Genomic DNA, 19,302 nt, shown 5'->3' with positions numbered 1-19,302 from the left:
GGTCCGCAAGAGATCCGGAGTGAAGCGAAGAAGGTGCGCGGGCGGCAGAGCGCCGCCCATTCCCGTTCCTACGCCGGTATGACCCGGATCAGGTTCAAGGGTTCGGCTCTCGCCATCTCAGCGCCTCGCGGCACACCCCTCGGAATGAGCCAAGTGATGCCGGCCTCGTTGTGCTTTGTCAACCGAAGCGCCCAAGGGGGGGGGCGGCCCTAGGCGTGCCGTTCGACGGCGGAGCGGTGCCGCGTGATGCCTCGTCGTTCGCGAGCCGCCAAACGCTCGGGATGCGAGAACGTATCGGCGAAGACGAGCAACAGTCCCAGTGCCCATAGGGACAGACGAACCTCTGCCCGTGTGAAACGGCTCGCCTTTGGACGGCGGCGGAACGTCGCCAAACTGCCGGACCCGACCGGGTCGTAAGCAGTCTCTTGGGACTTGGAACGAAACCTGTCGGGATTGGACGCCTTGAGCCCTTTGTCCCGCCCCGTCGTCGCCCCTGCTTGAGCGAAGCCACCGGCATCCCTCAAGCCTTGCTCTCCGCGAACAGGCCAAAATCCCTCGCCTATCCGCCGCCCGTCTCGTCCCGAGGTCTCAGGCCGGCAGAAGCTCGGGCGCGGGCACGCCGGCCCGGCCGATCGAGAGATAGCCGAGCCCCGCCTTCGCCACTTCGGCCGGCACGAAGACATTTCGGAAATCGACGATCATGGGTGTGCGCAGGAGGCGCTTGTAGTCGGCCAGCGGGCGCTCGGCGAACTCGCGCCATTCGGTGGCGAGCACGCAGAGATCGGCCCGGTCCAACGCGGCGTCCATGCTCGGCGCATAGTCCACCGCCTCGCCCAGAAGCTCGCGCGCATGGTCCATGCCCTGCGGATCGTAGGCGCGCACCAGCGCGCCCTGGCCGGCGAGCTGTTCGGCCACCAGAACGGCCACGCTGTCGCGCACGTCGTCGGTCTCGGGCTTGAAGGTGAGACCAAGCAGGGCGACCGTCTTGCCGCGCACGTCGCCGCCGGCGGCCGCCACGACCTTGGCCACCATGCGATGCGGGCGGGCGCGGTTCACCGCGATCACGGCCTCCACGATGGTCGCCGGGCTCAGCGCCTTCTCGCCGATATGGACCATGGCGAGCGTATCCTTCGGGAAGCAGGAGCCGCCATAGCCGGGGCCGGGCTGCAGGAAGGCGCGACCGATGCGCTTGTCCGAGCCCATGCCGCGCGAGATGTCGGAAATATTGCCACCGACCTTCTCGCAGATGTCGGCCATCTCGTTGATGAAGGAGACCTTCGTCGCCAGAAACGTGTTGGCGGCATATTTGATAAGCTCGGCCGAGACGATGTCGGTCGAGATCAGCTCGAAGCCCTGGGCGGTGAAGGGCCGGTAGAGCGCCTCCATCACGGCGCGGGCGCGCTCCGTTTCCGTGCCGACCACGATGCGGTCGGGCTTCATGAAGTCGGACAGCGCGTTGCCCTCGCGCAGGAATTCCGGGTTCGAGGCGATGTCGAAATCCAGCGTCGGATTTTCGCGCGCGATGATCCGCTTGATCTCCATGCCCGTGCCGGCCGGCACGGTGGACTTCGTCACGATCACGGCCGGGTGGGTCAGCGCGCGGGCGATGTCGCGGCTGGCGGCGAAGACATATTGAAGGTCGGCATTGCCGTCGAGCTTGCGGGTCGGCGTGCCGACCGCGATCATGACGATGTCGGCGCCCGATACGGCTTCCGCGATGTCGGTGGTGAATCCGAGGCGACCGGCCGCCGCGTTGCGGTGGACGACCTCGTCCAGCCCCGGCTCGTAGATGGGAATGAGGCCGGCGCGCAGCTTCTCGATCTTGGCCGGAACCTGATCGACGCAGATGACATAGTGGCCGGCCTCGGCCAGGCAGGCGCCGGAAACGAGACCGACATAACCCGTGCCGATCACGGCGAGTTTCAGGGCGGAGCGTTCGGGGAGCGGCATGTCGTGCATGGCACAATCCATCCTTGGCTAAGTCATGATCGCCGAACTGCTTCTTCGCAGATGCAGCATGGAACTCGTGCTCTTTTACGCGCTGCGCTTCTCACCCGCAATCAACGCGAAGGCGAAACTTTATTCTTTATTTACTGTGTTCCGTCGAAGCCGATGCGCGCGGCTTGCTCGCCGGAAGATGGACGCAATTTGACGGATCGACGCAAGTATCCGTTCAGCCCTGGGGCTTAGTCTCTCAAAACAGGCACGTGTCGGCTCGGCTCCTTAAGGGGTGCCGTCGTCGGCGAGCGCAGCAAGGCGAGGTTTCGAGATGTCCCATTTGACGGCAGGTTTCGCGCCCGGTCTGGTTGGCGCTTCGAACAGTCGGGCAAGCGACGCGCACGAGCGGCTGAAGCCGGCGAAGGGCATCCTCCTCGGTCTGGCGATCTCGTCCGGCTTCTGGGTCGGGCTCGCCGTTCTGGTTCTGCGTTGATCGCGCCTTACCCGAGGGTTCTGTGTAAGCCGGGGTCGCCGATCGCCAGAAAGGCACCGTTCTCGAAGTCGGTGTCCCGGCAAATGCCTCGCTTGCCATAGCGCAGGGGCAGCCCGTCGGGCGTGATGACGCGTCCGCCGGCGCTTTGCAGAATCGCCTGCCCCGCTGCCGTGTCCCACTCCATGGTGCGGCCGAAGCGGGGATAAAGATCGGCTTCGCCCGACGCCAAGAGGCAGAATTTCAGGGACGACCCGCGCGAGGCGACATCGCAGATCGCATGGCGATCCAGCCAATCCGTGGTCTCGGTCGAGCAATGCGAGCGGCTGGCGACGGCCACCGGCGGATGCGGCGCCGGGCGCACGCTCATGGCGCGGCGCGAGACGACCTCTCCCTCTTCGACCTCTCCCTGCCACGCGCTCTCGCCCTCCCCGGCAAAGACGCGGCCGAGGCAGGGGGCGTAGATGACGCCGAGCGTCGGCGTTCCGTCCTCCACCAGCCCGATATTAACGGTGAACTCGCCGTTGCGGCCGATGAACTCGCGCGTTCCGTCCAGCGGATCGACCAGGAAGAAGCGGGAGCCGATGGCGGGAACGCGGCCCTCGGCGGCTTCCTCTTCGGCGACCACAGGTATGTCGGGGAAATGGCGGCCGAGCGCGTCCAGAAGAATCGCCTCGGCCATGCGATCCGCCTCGGTGACGGGGCTTCCGTCCGGCTTGGTTTCCACAGAGGCCCCGCGCTCGTAGACCGCCATGATGGCGGCTCCGGCCCGCAAAGCCGCGGAAACGATAAGATCGAGGCGTTCAGACATGACGATGCCGGACATTCCTTTGATCGGACGGCCCGGCTCTTAACGTGTGCTGCCCAAGGCGCCAAGGGCAATGGGCGGTATCGCAGGGTCTCGAAACCGCGCCGGAGCGCGGCGTGAGGTCAGACTTTAGCAGCTGCCGTCGCGCTTGAGAACGACGCCGATCGTCTTGAAGAGAATGCGCAGGTCGAGAAGGATCGACCAGTTGCGGACATAGTAGCTGTCGAACTTCACGCGGGAGCCGTAGCTCGTGTCCGAGCGACCATTGACCTGCCACATGCCGGTGACGCCGGGGCGAACGCGCTTGTAGGCGGAGATGCGGTGCGAATAGCGCGGGATCTCGTCGTCGACGATCGGGCGCGGACCGACGAGGCTCATGTCGCCGCGCAGCACGTTGATGAGCTGGGGAAGCTCGTCGAGGCTGGTCTCGCGGAGAATGCGGCCAAGGCGGGTGACGCGCGGATCGTTGCGCAGCTTCTGCGAGGCTTCCCATTCGGCCTTCGCGACCGGATCGCTCTGCAGCAATTTTTGCAGGAGTTCGGCCGAGTTGGTCGCCATCGACCGGAACTTGAAGCAATGGAAGTGCTTGCCGTCGAAACCGACGCGCTTGTGGCCGAAGAAGATCGGACCGGGATCGGTGATCTTCATCAGCATCATGATGAAGAGCATCAGCGGGCTGAGAATGACCAGCGCGCTGGCCGCGACCAGGATGTCCAGGCCGCGCTTCGCGTGGCCGCCCAGCGGCACGTAGGCTGCCACGGGTACGTCCTTGCTGACATCAGTCAGGGATGAGAACTTTGCCATGCCCATGCCTCGAAACGGTTGGTTCGTGTGTGGAGAGCTTTATGGCGTGGAGACCACTATCGGCAAGCAACTCTACGCAACCTGGGCCTACGTTGGCAATAATTGGTTAACCTTCGTTATAGGTAACCTACCGAAGGATCATCCGCTCTGTTCTTACTCGTTCGAGTTGTGATGAAAGAATTCGTGGAAGAAGATCATGGTGACTGCTGACGCCCAATCCGATCAGCGAATGTCGATCTGCTTGCTTTGGAGGATGATTTTTCGACCGCAATGTAACCAATGATTAACTTTAAATGGGTTTGCAGTGCAATACGATGAGAGCTGAACGGTTGGCCGACGAAGGGAGTATCCTTAAGCGATAATAAGTATAGATCGTCTCGGGCTGCCTGATATGAATCGAAGTGTACAAGTCTCTAAGGAGGATGGCGAAAATGAGAACTTCACCCGATCGGGGTATCTCAAGGGTACCTTACGAAAGCATAGGGTCGTAACGGAGCCCGATTTTTGCAGTTGCTCCCATCAAGTTCTCACGCGCGTTGTGCTCTGCAGCAAAACGTGATCTTAGACATAAAACGTGATCGAAAAATCGGGGTTTGAAAGCGCGTTCACCCAAATGAATCGATTTTTATCCCCGATCTATCCTCGAAAACACGTCCGATGTGGCTTGGGCGGCACGCGCCCTCAGAAGAAATCGACCTCACCTGATTCGGCATTCTCTTCGGCGTCGCCCAAAAGGCGGGCGCGAAGACCGGAGAGGGTCATGGGCTCGAAACAGGACGCCGGCGCGAAAGCATCACCCGCCGAGCCGGAGAGGCATTGGAGCAGGCCGGAAAGCTCGCCCAGATGCTGGGAGGACGTATCGATCGCCTGGGCGGTGACGAGCGCCTCGGTCGAGGGCCCGGAGCCCGCCTCCACAAGGGTGTGAAGCGAGCGCACGGCTTCGGCTTGGCGCGACAATTCCTGCCCGATCCGCTCGAGCACGAGCGACAGCGAAACAGCGGAAGGCTGGGACATGAAACTCTCCTTGCCGCCTCGTTCGGCGGTCTTTCAGGATAGGCGCAAGGGGAGCGGCCGCGGCCGGAAATCCCTCGGCGGATCGGAGCGGGCATGTCGCACGCCAAAGTGCGGTGCAGCAAGGCCTGAGGCTGGGATGCGAGGGCTGAGAGGCGGCGCCCGTTCGACACCGCCATGGATCATGAAATCAGAAGAACTCGACCTCACCCTGCACCGAGGATTCGGCCGGGACAGGCGGGGGAGCGGGATCGGGAACGTCGATAAAGCGCTGGCGGGCCCGCCCGCCGACGGGCCAGAACTCGACGCGTCGGACTTTCGTCCCGCCCAGGCTCGCGCTGACGAGCGGGATGTTTTCCATCGCCAAGAAGCGCTTGGCGAAGGCGCAGTTGTCGGCGCCAATCTCGCCCCGGCTCATGCCGGTGCTGGCGCCACCGAAGAGCTTGCCGAGCAGGCGCTCGCGCCGGGCACCGCGCTCCAGGAGCCCGTTCACCAGAAGCTCCATGAGATAGACGCCGTAGCGCTCCGACGCGCCGCTGCAGGTCCCACCGTCGCCGGCCAGAAGGAAGTGGTTCATTCCACCGGCCGGCGCGAGGGGATCGAAGATGCAGGCCGTGACGCACGAGCCGAGCACGGTGGTCAGGCAGGTCTTCGCGCTGGTCGCGACGCGGATCTCACCCTGAGGAACGTGAATTCGGCTCTCGCTGTTCGGCATGTCAGGGCAGGTTGCCGGTAACCGCCTGGATGGCCTTCTGCAGCGCCGCCGGCTGCACGGGCTTGGGCAGGTAGTTGTTGACGCCGAGCTTGATCGCGCGCTGCAGCACTTCGCGGTCGCCCGAGCCCGTCAGGAGGATGAAGGGCGTGATGCGGGTCGCGGGATAGGTGCGGATCGCCTGCAGGAGCTGAAGCCCGTTGAGCTTGGGCATGTTGTAGTCGGACACGACGATATGGGCCGGGCTCGACATCATCATCTTCAACGCCTCCTCGCCATCCTTGGCGAAGGGGATGTTGGCGAAGCCGATCTGTTGCAGCGCGTCGCGCATCAAGAGACGGCTGGTGGTCTGGTCGTCCACGATCAGGATCTTGATCGTCTGCTTGGTGAGCGACATGGGCGTCAGGCTTTCGTGTCAGGCGCCGAAGACGGCGCGGTGTATGGTTTCGAGCGGATGCTCCTCGTCGATGGCTCCGAGCGAGAAGGCCGCACGCGGCATTCCGTAGACGAGGCAGGATTCCTCATTCTGACCGATTGTCCTCCCTCCGGCTTTACGAATCTCCAATGCACCCTGGGCTCCGTCGCTGCCCATGCCGGTTAAAACGACGGCAAGGCTTCTATTTCCGAAACGACGGGCGACGGAGTGAAAGAGAACGTCAACCGACGGGCAATGTCCGCTGACGGGAGCCGCCTCCACCAGGGAGCAGGTCGGCACGGCACCCAGCGCCATCAGGTGCCGCTTGCCGCCGGGCGCGATGTAGATATGGCCGCGCTCCAGCGTCATGCCGTCCTCGGCCTCGCGCACGGTGGCGGGCGAAAGCCGCTCCAGCCGCTGAGCGAAGCCGCGCGTGAAACCGGCGGGAAGATGCTGCACCACGAGCGTCGGCGGCGCGGTGGCGGGCCAGTCCGAAAACAGCTCGGTCAAGGCCTCGATGCCGCCGGTGGAAGCGCCGATGGCGATGATTTCGGGCGTGCTCTTGCCCGGGGCAAGGCTTGCCGTGGTTCGGGGCAGGGCGGTGCGCGCCGCCGCCGGGGCGCGCGCGAGCCGCGCCGAGATGCCCTGCAGCCCCTGGCGGGAGGCCGCCGCCATGCGAAGCGTGTGGCCGAGCCGGGCGAAGGCCTCGTCCTTTGCCCGGCGCGGCTTGGCCAGGCAGTCGAACGCGCCGATCGACAGGGCCTCGATCGCCGTCGCGGTACCGGGGCCGGTCTGGTTCGACACCATGACCACCGGCATGGGGCGCAGCCGCATGATCTTTTCCAGGAACTCGATGCCCTGCATGCCCGGCATCTCGACGTCGAGCGTCACCACGTCGGGGTCGAGCGCCTTGATCGCCTCGCGTGCCTCCGCCGCCGTGCCTGCCTCGCCGACGACCTCTATGTCGTCCTCCTCGCGCAGGGCGGTTCGGATCAGCATGCGCATGGTGGGCGAATCGTCGATCACCAGCACGCGGACCGGCGCGGTTCCAACCGCCCGCATCATGCCGGAAGTCTCCGATAGGTCGTGGTGGCCTCGTGGGTGAAAAGCTTGGCCGCCGGGCCGGTGAGGCGCTCGGAATGGCCGGCATAGAGCCAGCCGCCGGGCCGGATGTGCTGGCCCATGCGCGACCAGAGCGATTCGCGCAGCGGCTGGTCGAAATAGATCGCGACGTTGCGAAAGAAGACGATGTCGAACTGCCCGTTCATCGGCCATTCGTCCAGAAGGTTCAGCTCGCGGAAGGTGACGAGCGAGCGCAGCTCGGGGCGCACCTGGAAGAGGCCGTCCTCGTTCGGGGGCAGAAAGCCGAGCTGGCGGTCGGCCGGCGAGAGGACCGCCAGCGTCGCCTCGTCGTAGAGCCCGGCGCGCGCGGTGGCCAGAACGTTGCGGTCGATGTCGGTCGCCAGGATCTTGACGTCGTGGCGGCCGCAATCGGGCGCCACGGCGAGGATCGACAGGGCGATCGAATAGGTCTCGTGTCCCATGGAGCAGCCCGCGCTCCAGATCCGCACCCGACGCCCGCGCGCCGCCTCGGCCAGAAGACCGGGCAGAACCTCGCGGCGCAGATGCTCGAAATGGTGCGGCTCGCGCAGGAAGAACGTGTAGTTGGTGGTCAGCGCCTCCACCATCTTCTGCAGTTCCGCCGCGCCCGCCGCGGAGCTGACGAGATCGCAATAGCTCGCGAAGGACGGCAGGCCGACCGCCCGAAGCCGCTTCACCAGACGCGAATAGACCAGCGAGGTCTTGGCGTCTCCCAGATGGATGCCGGCCTCGTCGCGAATGATCCGGGCGATGCGGCCGAACTCCTTCGGCGACAGGTCCGGATCGTCGCTCGCCTTTCCCAGGGGCGAAGAGGCGGGCCCCAGAGACGGCGTGGGGCCCGATGGGGACAGGGCGGGCGCCATGGCTAGTTCAGCCGCAGGCGCTCGGGCAGCATGCGCTCGGGCATGATCCGGGCGATCATCCGCTCTTCCATGGCGATCACGGAGGAAACGAAGGCCTTGGCCGAATCCTGCGCCAGGTCCGGCGCGCCCTGCATCAGCTCGGGCGAGATGGACAGGATGTCGGACACCGCGTCCACCAGAAGGCCGAAGGTCTGGTCCTCGGCTTGGACGACGATGATGACGTGGCGCGGGGTCGGGTCCTCCAGCGGCAGGCCGAGCCGGGCGGCGAGATTCACCACCGGCAGAACCGTGCCGCGAAGGTTGATGACGCCGAGGATGTAGTGCGGCGCATGGGGCAGGGTGGTGGCCGGCGTCCAGCCCCGGATTTCCCGCACCGCCTTGATATCGACGCAGAATTCCTGGGGACCGACGCGGAAGGCGACCATCTCGACGCCGTAGCCGATGGATTTGCGGGCCGTGTTCGACATGATGGTTTACTCCGCCGCGACGTTGTCGATACCGAAGATGAAGTTGTCGAGCGTCCGGTCGCCCGCGATGGCCTCGACATCGACGATCAGCGCCACGCGCCCCTCGCCCGAGATCGTCGCCGCCGAGATTCCGTGAACCGGACGGTAGTTCTTCTCGAGACTCTTGATGACGACCTGCCGCTGGCCGCGGATGTCGTCCACCAGAAGCGCTACGCGGCGGTTGTTGTCGCAATCCACCAGCACGGCGACGGAGGTGAGCGGATCGACCGGGTCCTTGCGGTAGCCCAGCGCCACGCCGACATCGATGAGCGGCACGATCTGGTCGCGCACATGCACCGTGCGGCCCTGGCCGACATATTGCACGTCGCCGGGCTGGGGGCGGAAGGTGAAGACGATGGTGCTGAGCGGTATCACCAGCGTCTCCTCCTCGACGCGCACGATCATGCCTTCGAGCACGGCCAGCGTCAGCGGCAGGCTCATGGTGAAGGCCGAGCCGAGGCCGGGGCGCGAGGAGATGGACAGGCGTCCGCCAAGCGCCTCGATCGAGGACTTCACCACGTCCATGCCGACGCCGCGCCCGGAAATGGCCGAGACGGTGGTGGCGGTGGAGAAGCCCGGCAGCATCACCAGCTGATCGGTTTCCTCGTCGGAGAGAACCGCGTCGGCCGGGATCAGGCCCTTGTCGATGGCGATCTGCTTGACCTTGGGCCGGTTGATGCCGCCGCCGTCGTCCGAGATCTCGATGATGATGCGACCCGAGCGATGGGCGGCCGAGAGCGTCACCGTGCCCTCCGCCGGCTTGCCCTTGGCGACGCGGTCGTCCGGCTTTTCCAAGCCGTGGTCGATCGCGTTGCGGATCATGTGGGTGAGCGGGTCGGACAGGCGTTCCACCACGGTCTTGTCGACCTCGGTGTTCTCGCCATGGGTGACGAAGTTGACCTTCTTGCCGGTGGCCGAGGCGGTTTCGCGCACGAGGCGCGGCATGCGCTGGAACACCGACTTCACGGGCTGGGCGCGCACGGCCATGACGCTGTCCTGCAGCGTGCGGGTCAGGCGGTCCAGTTCCTCGATGGAGCTGACGACCTCGGAGCCGGTGGGAAGCCCGGCTTCCTCGACCTTCTGGGCCAGCATGGTCTGCGTGGTGACGAGTTCGCCGACCAGATCGATCAGCTTGTCGACGCGGTGCAGTTCGACGCGAATGACGACGGCGGGCGCTTCGGCCTCGCCCTTGCTGCCGGCTTTGCCCTTGTCGTCCTTGTCGTCCTTGCCCTCGGCTTTCGCGGGCTCAGACGTTTCGGGGGCCGGCTTCAGCGAGGGGAGGGGGGAGCCCTCCGCGCTGTCGGTGGATTCGGAAGGCGCTTCCGTCGCGATCTCGCCCTGCAGGCGGGCAAGCAGATCGGCGACCGACAGGCCGCCCGCATCGTCGCCGCCGATCGCGCCGAAATCGGGCACGGAGCCGCCGCGCGCCTTGATCTCCAAGTCGCAGTCCCATTCGGCGAATTCGAAGATCTCGCGGACCTTGGCCTCGGTGGCGTTCTCGCCGTCGAGCTCTACCTCGAAGGCGAGATAGGCGCCTTCCGGATCGATCGCGTCGAGCAGCGGCACGTCCGAAATGTCGCAGCGAACCGTGGCCTTGCCGAGCGCTGCGACCTCGCGCAGGAGAACCGCCGCCTCGTTGGCCTTGGCGTAGAGGTCCTTGCGCGGCCGGAAGCTGATGCGGATCGCCGGGCCGTCTTCCTCGCCCTCGCTCGCGGCCGCGTCTTCGCCGAGGCCCCCGCCCAAGCCTGTGCCGAGGCCCATCGCGCCCCAGTCCATAGCGATCGGCGTAAACTCGAAATCGGCCAGGCTCAGGCCGCCGTCGCCCTCGTCGTCGTCATCCGCCGCCGAATGGCCGCCCTTGGGGCCGCCGATCAGCGCTTCCAGTTCGACGATCAGCTCCTTGGAGCGCTCCTGGTCGCCATCGCCGCCGTCGCGGCCGGCGGCCACGAGATCGCGCAGATGGTCGGCCGAGCGCAGCATGACGGGCATCACCGTTCCGTCGGCGGCCAGCCGATGGGAGCGAACCTCGTCGAGAACGGTCTCGAACGTGTGGGCGAACTTGACGAGCTTGTGCAGGTCGAAGGCGCCCGCGCCGCCCTTGATGGAGTGCACCGCGCGGAAGACGCGGTTCACCGTGTCGTCGTCGGTCTCGCCGCCTTCCATGGCGGTGAGGCCGTCCTCCAGCTCCTGAAGCTGGTCGTCGCATTCTTGGAAGAAGACGACCCTGATTTCGTCAAGTGCGCTCATGGGCGGGGTTCCTCAGGCGACGACGCGGTTGATGGCGGCGATCAGCCGGGCGGGGTCGAACGGCTTCACGATCCAGCCCGTGGCCCCGGCGCGGCGCGCGCGGTCCTTCTTGGCGGTGTCGCTTTCCGTGGTCAGGACGATGATCGGAATGGCGCGCTTGGCGGCGTCGAGGCGCACCGCCTCGATGAATTCCAGCCCGTTCATGCGCGGCATGTTGATGTCGGTGATGATCGCGTCGGGCTCGCTGGCGCCCAGCACTTCCAGCCCGTGCAGTCCGTCCTCGGCCTGCAGGACCGTGAAGCCGGCCGGCTCCAGCGCCGAGCGCAGAAGCTCGCGCATGGTGCGCGAATCGTCGACGGTGAGGATGGTCTTGGACATCAGGCGGCCTCCCTCTGGAGCAGCTCGTCGCAGGTGAGGCCCATGAGGCCGAGGTCGCGCTCGAAGGCCTCGGACACGCCGCTCAGGCGAAGCGGAACGCCGTCCGCGACCCAAGTGCGGTTCGCAGAGATCAGAAGCTGGAGGCACTGGCCGCCGAGTCGCTTCACCGCGCTGGCGTCGAGCGCAAGCGGCGTGCCGCGATGGGCGAGAAGCGTCGTGTGCAGCCCGGCCGAGGCGGTGATGTCGAGCACCGACGGGAGCGCCAGCACGGCCTCGCCCTCGACGGGCTCGGACGCCGCCGCAGGGGCGGGCTCGGCCGCAGACTCGCCGGGAAACGCGCCGAGGCTGGCCAGAAGAGCGGCCATCTCGGCATCGACGTTCGCCGAGCCTTCCGCTCCGTCCGCAGGCCCGTCCGCGAGGGATGCCTCCTGCAGGACTGCCGGCGCCGCATCGTCCATCCCGGCGTCGGACATCTGCATGTCGGGCGCCGCGAACTCAGCCGCTTCGAACGAGGGTTCATCGAGTTCGGCCGTCTCGGCATCCACCGCGTCGAGGCTGGGGGCCTCGATCTCGGAAGCGTCGAGTTCCGCCGCGTCCGTCTCTTCCGCGACGTCGATCTCGGAAGCCTCGATCTCGGAGGCGGCTTCGACTTCGGATGCGTCGACCGGGAGGGCCTCGCTCTCGGGAGCGGCGTCTTCGTCGGTCGCCTCGTCCGCGCTCTCGCTCTCAGTGGCGGCCATTTCCGCCTCGCTCGCCGCCATCATGGCGAGGATTTCGGGCGGCAGGGCCACGATCAGGTCGTCCGGCCTCTTGGCCGCGTCGGTGGCAGGTTTGTTCGAGCCCATCAGAATTCCTCCCAGCCCAGTTCTTCGGCGGCAGCGCTCGCGGCGGCGGCCGGAGCGGCGGCAACGGCGACCGCGACGGGCCGGGGTGCTGCCTGCTCAACCGCGCGGGGTGCGGGCGCCGGGGCCGCCTGGGGCTTTGTCGCCGTCTTCATGGCGGCGGACATGGTGCGCAGCTGCGCCACGACGCCGTTCGTGGTGTCGACCTGGAACGAGGACACGAGGCGGCCCAGCTGTTCGGTCTCGGAGCGCAGCGACAGCGTGGCGGCGGTGGTTTCCTCCACCATGGCCGCGTTCTGCTGCGTCACGCGGTCCATCTTGTTCACGGCGTCGTTGACGTCGGCGATGCCGATCGACTGCTCGCGGGCGGAGCCGGCGATTTCCTGAACCAGGGCATCGATCTGCGTGACCTGCGAGGCGATGCGCGTCAGCACCTCGCCCGAGCGGTTCACGAGGTCCACGCCGTTGCCCACATGCGTGGAGGACGCGCCGATCAACGTCTTGATTTCCTTGGCCGCTTCCGAGGAGCGCTGCGCCAGGGCGCGCACTTCCAGCGCCACCACCGCGAAGCCGCGGCCGGCATCGCCCGCACGAGCCGCCTCGACACCGGCGTTCAGCGCCAGGAGGTTGGTCTGGAAGGCGATCTCGTCGATCACGCCGATGATGCGGGCGATCTGCTGCGAGGACTTCTGGATCGCGTTCATCGCGTCCACCGCCTCGCGCATCACCTCGCTGGAGCGCTCCGTGTCCTGGCGCGCCACGGCGACGGAGGAGGCGACGGAAGCGGCGTTCTCGGCCGAGTGCTTCACCGTCGCGGTGATCTCGTCCAGCGCCGAGGCCGTCTTGTCGAGGCTGGCGGCCTGCTGCTCGGTGCGGCGCGACAGGTCGTCGGCGGCATGGCCGATCTCGCTCGTACCGTTGGCGATCGAGGACACCGACTGCGCGACGCGCCCGACCATGTCGTGCAGATGCGTGGCGGCGGCGTTGAACTCGTTGCGCAGCTTGGTGTAGCGCGGCGGGAACTCGGCCTCGATGCGGCAGGTGAGGTCGCCCGCGGAGAGGCGCGTCAGCGCTTCCTGCAGCGCGTCCACGACGCCGGCCTGCTCGCCCACGGCGCGCAGGCGCTCGCTCTCGGCCTCGCGCTGCTTGGATTCGCTGTCGCCGCGCACGCTGTCCAGCTCGGCTTCGAGGGTGGCGAGCTTCTGGCGAGCCTGGCGCAGGGCCGCGCCGGTCCGCGCCACGGCGCCGATCTCGTCGCCGCGCCCGGCCGCCGCGATCTCGCCGTCCGACTTGCCTTCGGCCAGATTCGCCAGTTCCTGGCTGGTGCGGCGGAGCGGCGAGGCGACGCCGCGAACGAGGAGCGCGCAGGACAGGCCGGCCAGAACCATCGGGAAACCGAGGGCCAGCGGCAGCGTGGTACCGTAGGCGGAGCGAAGCTCGGCCTGGCGCGCGGCGGCGCCGGCGAGCGCCAGATCGTCGCTTTCGCGAAGCGAGCGCACCAGCGCCAGCATCGGGCCGGCATCGGCGCTGTCGGCTGCGGAAATGGTCGCGTCCGCGCGGGTCTTGGCGGAGAGGGGCGCCTGCGGCGCGCTGGCCACGAGGCGCTCGACGTCGAGGCGGAAGTCGGCATCGAGGCTCTTCAAGCGCTCCAGACGGGCGGCGTCCGTGCCGTTCTCGAAGCGGTTCTGAAGCGAGGCGGCGGCGGAGGCCATGTCCTGGCCGGCACTCTTGAAGCGGGCCTCGGCCGAATCGTTGGGCTGATGGATCAGGGCGAGCGCCGCGTTGCCGCGCGCCGCGACGGCCCGCTCCAAGGCATCCGTCGCCCGGGCCCGTTCCAGAAGATCCTGATAGGAGGCGGTGGCCGCGTTGGACGCGGCGACGCTCTGGTGGATCGCGGCGCCGCCCATGCCGAAGCCTGCCGCCGTCACAGCGAAGGCGAGAAGGAGCTTGCGCGATGTGGGGATGTTCTTGAACGCGAGCATGGCGTCTCCGGAGCAGGCGCGTGCGGCGACCGCGATTGGCGAAACGGGTTGAACGAGCGTCCGACGCGGAACGGGATCGGCGGCACGTCGCCTTGAGGGGCGACGGAGCCGAGCGTCCAGGGCCGGCCTGTTCGCCGACCGCATCCGATTTGGATTCGATCGTCTTCGAGTCTCGTTGTAACAACCAACCTATAAAATTGTGTTGAGTGGCACTCGCTGGATTCAGGGAAGCATTCGTTAAGTTTGCTGCTTTCCAAATAGGCACGTCGGCCTGCATACTGCTTGGCACGCCTCGCGCGATCTTTGCATGCGAACTTTCCTTCGGGAAGGATTCATTAAGTGAGGCCGGAGGCGAAGAAAAGCTTCCGTTGACTCTGAGCGGACGAAGTATCGGGCGGCTCTCGGATTTAACGGCTACGCAATCTGTTTCAGACATTTTGACGAGGTCCGAAAGCGAGGCCAAGTCGCGATGTCTTCTTCAACCAACACAATCGCCCTGTCCGGCTCCTACGAGCTGTCCCGTCTCGCCGAGTTGCGCACGGAACTGCTCGAGTTTTCGGGACAAAATCCCGAAGGGCCGGTTCATCTCGACCTCGAAGCCGTGGATCGCGCCGATGTCGGCCTCGTCCAGCTTCTGGCGAGTTTTGGCGCCTCGCTCTCGGCCAAGGGACGCGAGCTGACGCTCGCCCTGTCCGGCGCCGTCGAGACCCTGTTCCAACGTGCCGGCGTTCCCGTGCCCGGTCGCTGATCGCGGCCTTCCTTCCTTCCTCCTCCCGAACGTTCAATCCCGTACCCAGAAAGGTGCAGTCCGTGACAAAGTCCGTACTTTGCGTCGATGACTCCGCCAGCATTCGTCAGATGGTGTCGTTCACGCTCGAAAGCGCCGGCTACGCGCCCGACACGGCCGTGGACGGCGCCGATGCCCTGACCAAGCTGGACCAGAACAAGTACCAGCTCATCATCACCGATCTGAACATGCCCAATCTCGACGGGATCGGCATGATCAAGAAGGTCCGCGAAATGCCCCAGCACGCGGGCATCCCGATCGTCATGCTGACGACCGAGTCGGACGAGGGCAAGAAGCAGGAAGGCAAGGCCGCCGGCGCCACGGGCTGGATCGTCAAGCCTTTCGACCAGACCAAGCTGGTCGCCGTCGTCAACAAGCTGATCGGAGCCTGATTTCCATGGGCGGCGATATGCTCGAAGTCTTCCTCAACGAAGCGCGTGATCTTCTGGAACAACTCGAAGCAGCGCTGCTCGACTTGGAAAAGAGGCCGACCGACCGCGAGTTGATCAACACCACCTTCCGCGCCCTTCATACGCTGAAGGGTTCGGGCGGCATGTTCGGTCCTCCGGCCATGGCGGCCTTCGCTCACGAACTGGAAAACGCCTTCGAGAAGGTGCGTCAGGACAAGGCCGCGGTCACGCCCGCGCTTGTCAGCCTTCTTCTCCAGGCGGCCGACCAGATCCGCAAGCTCCTGTTCGAAAGCGACGGCGACCATTCCGCCGAAAGCCGCCGGCTGGCCGACGCGCTTCTGGCCGAGGTCGACGGGGCCGGCATTTCCGCTCCGGCGGCCGCTGCCGCAGCGGCAGCGCCGGTCGCGGCTTCCGCCGGCGAAGGGCTGCAGCGCTTCCGCATCCGTCTGCGGCTCGAGCGTAACGCGCTTTCCTTCGGCACCAATCCTCTGGCGTTGCTGGACGAGCTGCGCGAGCTCGGGCCCTTGAACGTCGCCGCCGATCTTTCCGCTCTGCCGGGCTTGGAAGAGCTGGTTCCGACCGAGCTCTATCTCGGCTGGGACATGGAGCTTTCCACCTCCAAGGGCCGCTCGGCGATCGAGGACGTGTTCATTTTCGTGGACGGCCCCGACGCGGTCCGCATCGACGAGCTCGCCGACGAGGAAGCTCGGGCCCCCGCCGCTGCCGCGCCGGCTGCTCCGGCTCCGGTTGTCGCCGCGCCCGTTTCCGCCGCGCCCGCCGCGCCTGTGGCCAAGGCCGCCGCGCCGACGCCCGCTCCCGCCCCCAAGCCCGCCAAGGCCGATGGCCCGAGCGAGGGCAAGGCCGCGGCGCAGGAAGCCAATGTGCGCGTGTCCGCCTCGCGCCTCGACATGCTGCTCGACCAGGTCGGCGAGCTGGTGATCGCCCAGGCCCGCCTGTCCGCGCTCGCCCGCAACCGGCACGACCCGGTGCTCACCACCGTGGCCGAGGAGATCGAGCGTCTGTCGTCGGACCTGCGCGACTCCGCCATGGGCATGCGCATGGTGCCGATCGAGACGCTGTTCGGCCGCTATCGCCGCGTCGTGCGCGACATTTCCTCGGATCTCGGCAAGGATATCGACCTCCAGTTCTCCGGCGAGGAGACCGAGCTCGACAAGACCGTGCTCGATCGCCTCGGCGATCCCATGGTCCACATCATCCGCAACTCGTGCGACCACGGCATCGAATCGGCCGAGCGCCGCGAGGCCGCCGGCAAGTCGAAGCGCGGCCTCCTGCGCCTGTCGGCCCGCCAGGCCGGCACGGAAGTGGTCATCACGATCGAGGACGACGGCGCCGGCCTCAACCGCGCCCGTATCTTGGAAAAGGCCCAGGCCGCCGGCATCGTGCCGGAGGGCGTGACGCCGCCTGACCGCGAGATCGACGAGCTGATCTTCCATCCCGGCCTGTCGACTGCGGCCTCGGTGTCCAACCTGTCGGGCCGCGGCGTCGGCATGGACGTGGTGAAGCGCACGATCAACGAGCTGCACGGCACGATCGAGATCGAAACGCGCCCCGGCGAGGGCACGCGCTTCATGCTGCGCCTGCCGCTGACGCTCGCCATCATCGACGGCCTTCAGGTGGCGATCGGCGATGCGCAGTGCATCCTGCCGCTCACCAGCGTCGAGGAATGCGTCGAGCTGGCCGCGGTGGAATCGCGGGCTTCGGGCGGTCGCAACTTCGTCGACATTCGCGGCACGCTCGTGCCGCTCCTGTGGATGAACGAGGTCTTCGGCACCAATGATCGCGGCGCGATCGTGGTGGTCACCGAAAGCGAGGCCGGCAAGCTCGGCGTCGTGGTGGACCAGGTCGTGGGCCAGCACCAGACGGTCATCAAGCCGCTGTCGCCGCTCCATGCCAAGACGCCCGGCCTTGTCGGCGCGACGATCCTGGGCGACGGCGCCGTGGCGCTCATTCTCGACGTGAACCCCCTCGCGCGGTTCGTGGGCCAGCCCCGCGCCGAACGCATCGCAGCCTGACGGAGCGCCCCATGTCGCAGATCACCGAGACCAACGATCCCTCGCTGCAGGACTATCTGACCGTCGCCCTCGGGGACGACCTCTTCGGGATCAAGGTCGCCCTGGTCCACGAGGTTCTCGACCCGCCCGCGATGACCCGCGTTCCCAACGCGCCGGCCTTCGCCCCCGGTCTCGTCAACGTGCGCGGCAATGTCCTGCCGCTCATCGACCTTCGCAACCGCTTCGGCATGGAGCCGACCACGGACACCGAGTCGACCCGGCTCATCGTGTCCGAGGTCGCCGCCGCCGGCGAGACCTTCCATGTCGGCATCAAGACCGATGCCGTGTTCGAGGTCATCCACGTTCGCGCCGCCGAGGTCGAGGCCATGCCGGAATACGGCACGCGCTGGCCGAGCCGCTATCTCGACGGCGTGGTGCGCCAGGACGGACGCTTCGTGGTGCTGCTCGATGTCGAGCGGCTCCTGGAAGACGCTTGAGCCGGCCCCGCCGTCCACCCTCACCCTTCATTCCTATGCGCTGCCGCCGAGCCGATTTCACAGGATGAGAGCATGAACACGCCCTTCCAATCCTCCCGCGCCGACGACGAGGACGACGACAGCAACAACGAGATGCTGACCTTTCAGCTGGGCTCGGCCGCCTTCGCGGTGAACGTGCGCCAGGTGCGCGAGGTTCTCGATCACAAGCCGATCCAGCGTATGGCCAACGCGCCCGAAAGCCTGCTCGGCATGATCGACGTGCGCGGCGTCGGCGTCCCGGTGGTGGATCTCAAGCGTCGCCTCGCCATGCCGGTCAGCGAGCATCGCGAGATCGGGCCCGAGACGCGCATCGTCGTCCTCGAGTTCGAGTTGGACGAACATCTCCACACGCTGGCCGTGATCGCGGACGCCGTGCACGAGGTGGCCGATCTGTCCGACCAGACGCTGGAAGCCCCGCCCCATGTCGGCGAGGCCTGGAGCAACGACTTCGTGCAGGGCCTCGGCCGGCGCGGCGAATCCTTCCTGACGCTCCTCAAGGTGGAGAAGCTGTTCGGCGCCACCGATCGCGCGCTTCTCGCAGCAAAGGCGGCCTGAGATCATGCCAGGCGCCGCTCGTTCCCAGACTTTCATCGATCCGGCGCCCGAGGCGATCCCTCAATGGACCCGCGTGGAACTCGGCGACAAGGCCTTCGAAAGCCTTGTCCGCCTCGTCCACGAACATTGCGGCATCACGCTTTCGTCCGTTAAGAAGACCATGCTGGAGACGCGGCTTCGCCGCCGCCTCCACGCCAATGGTCTGGACAATTTCGACGACTACGTCGCGCTTCTGCGCTCCCCCACGGAGCGGGCGCAGGAGTTGCAGAACTTCGTCGACACCGTCGTCACCAACGAGACCTCGTTCTTCCGCGAGCGCACGCATTTCGACTATCTCGACGCGGCCGAACTCGACCGGCTGCTCGCCAATTCCGGCTCGCGCCAGCTGCGCGCCTGGAGCGCGGCCTGCTCGTCCGGGCAGGAGGTCTACACGCTCGCCATGGTGCTGGACGCCGCGTCCGAGGGCGCCGCGCGCTGGGACTGGAACATCCTGGCGACCGACATCTCGGTGAAGGTGCTGACGGCCGCGCGCGAGGCGATCTACCGCGCCGAGGACGTGGCCAACGTGCCCCAGCCGATGCGCGACCGCTACGTGCTGCGCGCCAAGGACCCCAAGAGCGAGGCGGTGCGCATGGCGCCCGAACTGCGCCAGCGCGTCCAGTTCGGCCAGCTGAACCTGATGCACAGCGAGTATCATGTGAAGTCGAAGATGGACATCATCTTCCTTCGCAACGTGCTCATCTACTTCGAGCCCAAGACCCAGGAAGCGGTAGTGGCCAAGCTGTGCCGCCATCTTCGCCCCGGCGGTCTCCTGTTTCTCGGCCATTCCGACACGACGCGCTCCGGCTCGCTGCCGCTGCGGCTCGTTCGCGGCAACATCTATCAGCGTCTGGAGGACTGATCGC

General features: G+C 66.6%; 20 protein-coding genes and 1 riboswitch. Of the genes, 7 read left to right on the top strand and 13 right to left on the bottom strand.

Annotated features, from left to right (window positions below):
* Nucleotides 1–48: 48 nt before the first annotated feature.
* A riboswitch (TPP riboswitch) is annotated at nucleotides 49–150 on the bottom strand.
* Nucleotides 151–588: 438 nt separating this feature from the next.
* The gene (locus M673_RS00695) at nucleotides 589–1,959 is read right to left on the bottom strand and encodes a UDP-glucose dehydrogenase family protein (protein WP_274534666.1); all 1,371 of its coding nucleotides are present in this window, start codon (nucleotides 1,957–1,959) and stop codon (nucleotides 589–591) included.
* Nucleotides 1,960–2,269: 310 nt separating this feature from the next.
* On the opposite strand from M673_RS00695, the gene M673_RS24465 reads away from it, so the two are divergent.
* A complete protein-coding gene (locus tag M673_RS24465; RefSeq protein WP_156421124.1) occupies nucleotides 2,270–2,431 on the top strand; it encodes a hypothetical protein in 162 nt (53 codons plus the stop codon).
* A 7-nt stretch (nucleotides 2,432–2,438) separates the two neighbouring features.
* Here M673_RS24465 and cysQ read toward each other — a convergent pair whose 3' ends face one another.
* From cysQ to M673_RS00635, 12 genes are all read right to left on the bottom strand, one after another.
* Nucleotides 2,439–3,239, bottom strand: a complete 801-nt coding sequence (gene cysQ / locus M673_RS00690) for a 3'(2'),5'-bisphosphate nucleotidase CysQ (RefSeq protein ID WP_061977501.1) — start codon at nucleotides 3,237–3,239, stop codon at nucleotides 2,439–2,441.
* Between the two features lie 126 nt (nucleotides 3,240–3,365).
* Nucleotides 3,366–3,995 carry a sugar transferase gene (locus M673_RS00685; RefSeq protein ID WP_244493197.1) on the bottom strand — a complete coding sequence of 210 codons (630 nt, stop codon included), beginning with the start codon at nucleotides 3,993–3,995 and terminating at the stop codon, nucleotides 3,366–3,368.
* Between the two features lie 726 nt (nucleotides 3,996–4,721).
* Nucleotides 4,722–5,054: a hypothetical protein gene (locus M673_RS00680; protein ID WP_061972827.1), complete on the bottom strand. Its 333-nt coding sequence runs from the start codon at nucleotides 5,052–5,054 to the stop codon at nucleotides 4,722–4,724.
* 187 nt (nucleotides 5,055–5,241) lie between these two features.
* Nucleotides 5,242–5,766, bottom strand: coding sequence for a chemotaxis protein CheD (locus M673_RS00675; RefSeq protein ID WP_061972825.1), 525 nt, complete (start codon nucleotides 5,764–5,766; stop codon nucleotides 5,242–5,244).
* Between the two features lies 1 nt (nucleotide 5,767).
* Nucleotides 5,768–6,160, bottom strand: coding sequence for a response regulator (locus M673_RS00670; protein ID WP_061972823.1), 393 nt, complete (start codon nucleotides 6,158–6,160; stop codon nucleotides 5,768–5,770).
* Between the two features lie 18 nt (nucleotides 6,161–6,178).
* Nucleotides 6,179–7,243 carry a protein-glutamate methylesterase/protein-glutamine glutaminase gene (locus M673_RS00665; RefSeq protein ID WP_274534665.1) on the bottom strand — a complete coding sequence of 355 codons (1,065 nt, stop codon included), beginning with the start codon at nucleotides 7,241–7,243 and terminating at the stop codon, nucleotides 6,179–6,181.
* On the bottom strand, nucleotides 7,240–8,142 hold the full coding sequence (locus M673_RS00660; protein WP_082639096.1) for a CheR family methyltransferase: 903 nt from the start codon (nucleotides 8,140–8,142) through the stop codon (nucleotides 7,240–7,242). The genes M673_RS00665 and M673_RS00660 overlap by 4 nt, the downstream gene beginning before the upstream one ends.
* Nucleotides 8,143–8,144: 2 nt before the next feature.
* Nucleotides 8,145–8,609: a chemotaxis protein CheW gene (locus M673_RS00655; RefSeq protein ID WP_061972822.1), complete on the bottom strand. Its 465-nt coding sequence runs from the start codon at nucleotides 8,607–8,609 to the stop codon at nucleotides 8,145–8,147.
* Nucleotides 8,610–8,615: 6 nt separating this feature from the next.
* Nucleotides 8,616–10,895, bottom strand: coding sequence for a chemotaxis protein CheA (locus M673_RS00650; protein ID WP_061972821.1), 2,280 nt, complete (start codon nucleotides 10,893–10,895; stop codon nucleotides 8,616–8,618).
* A gap of 12 nt (nucleotides 10,896–10,907) precedes the next feature.
* Nucleotides 10,908–11,273 carry a response regulator gene (locus M673_RS00645; RefSeq protein WP_061972819.1) on the bottom strand — a complete coding sequence of 122 codons (366 nt, stop codon included), beginning with the start codon at nucleotides 11,271–11,273 and terminating at the stop codon, nucleotides 10,908–10,910.
* Complete coding sequence (locus tag M673_RS24810; RefSeq protein WP_244493198.1) at nucleotides 11,273–12,118, bottom strand: STAS domain-containing protein; 846 nt, start codon at nucleotides 12,116–12,118, stop codon at nucleotides 11,273–11,275. Before M673_RS24810 ends, M673_RS00645 begins: the two co-directional genes overlap by 1 nt.
* Nucleotides 12,118–14,097 carry a methyl-accepting chemotaxis protein gene (locus tag M673_RS00635; RefSeq protein ID WP_061972817.1) on the bottom strand — a complete coding sequence of 660 codons (1,980 nt, stop codon included), beginning with the start codon at nucleotides 14,095–14,097 and terminating at the stop codon, nucleotides 12,118–12,120. Before M673_RS00635 ends, M673_RS24810 begins: the two co-directional genes overlap by 1 nt.
* Nucleotides 14,098–14,566: 469 nt before the next feature.
* Between M673_RS00635 and M673_RS00630 the strand changes: the two genes are divergently transcribed.
* From M673_RS00630 to M673_RS00605, 6 genes are all read left to right on the top strand, one after another.
* Nucleotides 14,567–14,845: an STAS domain-containing protein gene (locus M673_RS00630; RefSeq protein ID WP_061972815.1), complete on the top strand. Its 279-nt coding sequence runs from the start codon at nucleotides 14,567–14,569 to the stop codon at nucleotides 14,843–14,845.
* A gap of 62 nt (nucleotides 14,846–14,907) precedes the next feature.
* Nucleotides 14,908–15,276 carry a response regulator gene (locus tag M673_RS00625; RefSeq protein ID WP_061972814.1) on the top strand — a complete coding sequence of 123 codons (369 nt, stop codon included), beginning with the start codon at nucleotides 14,908–14,910 and terminating at the stop codon, nucleotides 15,274–15,276.
* Nucleotides 15,277–15,281: 5 nt separating this feature from the next.
* Nucleotides 15,282–17,327: a chemotaxis protein CheA gene (locus M673_RS00620; RefSeq protein WP_061972812.1), complete on the top strand. Its 2,046-nt coding sequence runs from the start codon at nucleotides 15,282–15,284 to the stop codon at nucleotides 17,325–17,327.
* Between the two features lie 11 nt (nucleotides 17,328–17,338).
* Nucleotides 17,339–17,803 (top strand): chemotaxis protein CheW, encoded by a 465-nt coding sequence (locus M673_RS00615; RefSeq protein WP_061972810.1) that lies wholly within the window; start codon nucleotides 17,339–17,341, stop codon nucleotides 17,801–17,803.
* A 72-nt stretch (nucleotides 17,804–17,875) separates the two neighbouring features.
* Nucleotides 17,876–18,397, top strand: coding sequence for a chemotaxis protein CheW (locus M673_RS00610; RefSeq protein WP_061972809.1), 522 nt, complete (start codon nucleotides 17,876–17,878; stop codon nucleotides 18,395–18,397).
* 4 nt (nucleotides 18,398–18,401) lie between these two features.
* Nucleotides 18,402–19,298 (top strand): CheR family methyltransferase, encoded by an 897-nt coding sequence (locus M673_RS00605; protein ID WP_061972807.1) that lies wholly within the window; start codon nucleotides 18,402–18,404, stop codon nucleotides 19,296–19,298.
* Nucleotides 19,299–19,302: the final 4 nt, after the last annotated feature.

The organism is Aureimonas sp. AU20, assembly GCF_001442755.1.
GTDB lineage: Bacteria > Pseudomonadota > Alphaproteobacteria > Rhizobiales > Rhizobiaceae > Aureimonas.
The sequence above is the reverse complement of the archived record's forward strand: the minus strand, read 5'-3'. Positions and strand labels throughout refer to the sequence as shown.

Coding starts and splice junctions, on each gene's coding strand:
- M673_RS00655 (WP_061972822.1), bottom strand. CDS start 8,609: ATGTCGAACACGGCCCGCAAATCCATCGGCTACGGCGTCGAGATGGTC.
- M673_RS00615 (WP_061972810.1), top strand. CDS start 17,339: ATGTCGCAGATCACCGAGACCAACGATCCCTCGCTGCAGGACTATCTG.
- M673_RS00680 (WP_061972827.1), bottom strand. CDS start 5,054: ATGTCCCAGCCTTCCGCTGTTTCGCTGTCGCTCGTGCTCGAGCGGATC.
- M673_RS24810 (WP_244493198.1), bottom strand. CDS start 12,118: ATGGGCTCGAACAAACCTGCCACCGACGCGGCCAAGAGGCCGGACGAC.
- M673_RS00695 (WP_274534666.1), bottom strand. CDS start 1,959: ATGCACGACATGCCGCTCCCCGAACGCTCCGCCCTGAAACTCGCCGTG.
- M673_RS00645 (WP_061972819.1), bottom strand. CDS start 11,273: ATGTCCAAGACCATCCTCACCGTCGACGATTCGCGCACCATGCGCGAG.
- M673_RS00650 (WP_061972821.1), bottom strand. CDS start 10,895: ATGAGCGCACTTGACGAAATCAGGGTCGTCTTCTTCCAAGAATGCGAC.
- M673_RS00670 (WP_061972823.1), bottom strand. CDS start 6,160: ATGTCGCTCACCAAGCAGACGATCAAGATCCTGATCGTGGACGACCAG.
- M673_RS00665 (WP_274534665.1), bottom strand. CDS start 7,243: ATGATGCGGGCGGTTGGAACCGCGCCGGTCCGCGTGCTGGTGATCGAC.
- M673_RS00610 (WP_061972809.1), top strand. CDS start 17,876: ATGAACACGCCCTTCCAATCCTCCCGCGCCGACGACGAGGACGACGAC.
- M673_RS00660 (WP_082639096.1), bottom strand. CDS start 8,142: ATGGCGCCCGCCCTGTCCCCATCGGGCCCCACGCCGTCTCTGGGGCCC.
- M673_RS24465 (WP_156421124.1), top strand. CDS start 2,270: ATGTCCCATTTGACGGCAGGTTTCGCGCCCGGTCTGGTTGGCGCTTCG.
- M673_RS00620 (WP_061972812.1), top strand. CDS start 15,282: ATGGGCGGCGATATGCTCGAAGTCTTCCTCAACGAAGCGCGTGATCTT.
- cysQ (WP_061977501.1), bottom strand. CDS start 3,239: ATGTCTGAACGCCTCGATCTTATCGTTTCCGCGGCTTTGCGGGCCGGA.
- M673_RS00635 (WP_061972817.1), bottom strand. CDS start 14,097: ATGCTCGCGTTCAAGAACATCCCCACATCGCGCAAGCTCCTTCTCGCC.
- M673_RS00675 (WP_061972825.1), bottom strand. CDS start 5,766: ATGCCGAACAGCGAGAGCCGAATTCACGTTCCTCAGGGTGAGATCCGC.
- M673_RS00630 (WP_061972815.1), top strand. CDS start 14,567: ATGTCTTCTTCAACCAACACAATCGCCCTGTCCGGCTCCTACGAGCTG.
- M673_RS00605 (WP_061972807.1), top strand. CDS start 18,402: ATGCCAGGCGCCGCTCGTTCCCAGACTTTCATCGATCCGGCGCCCGAG.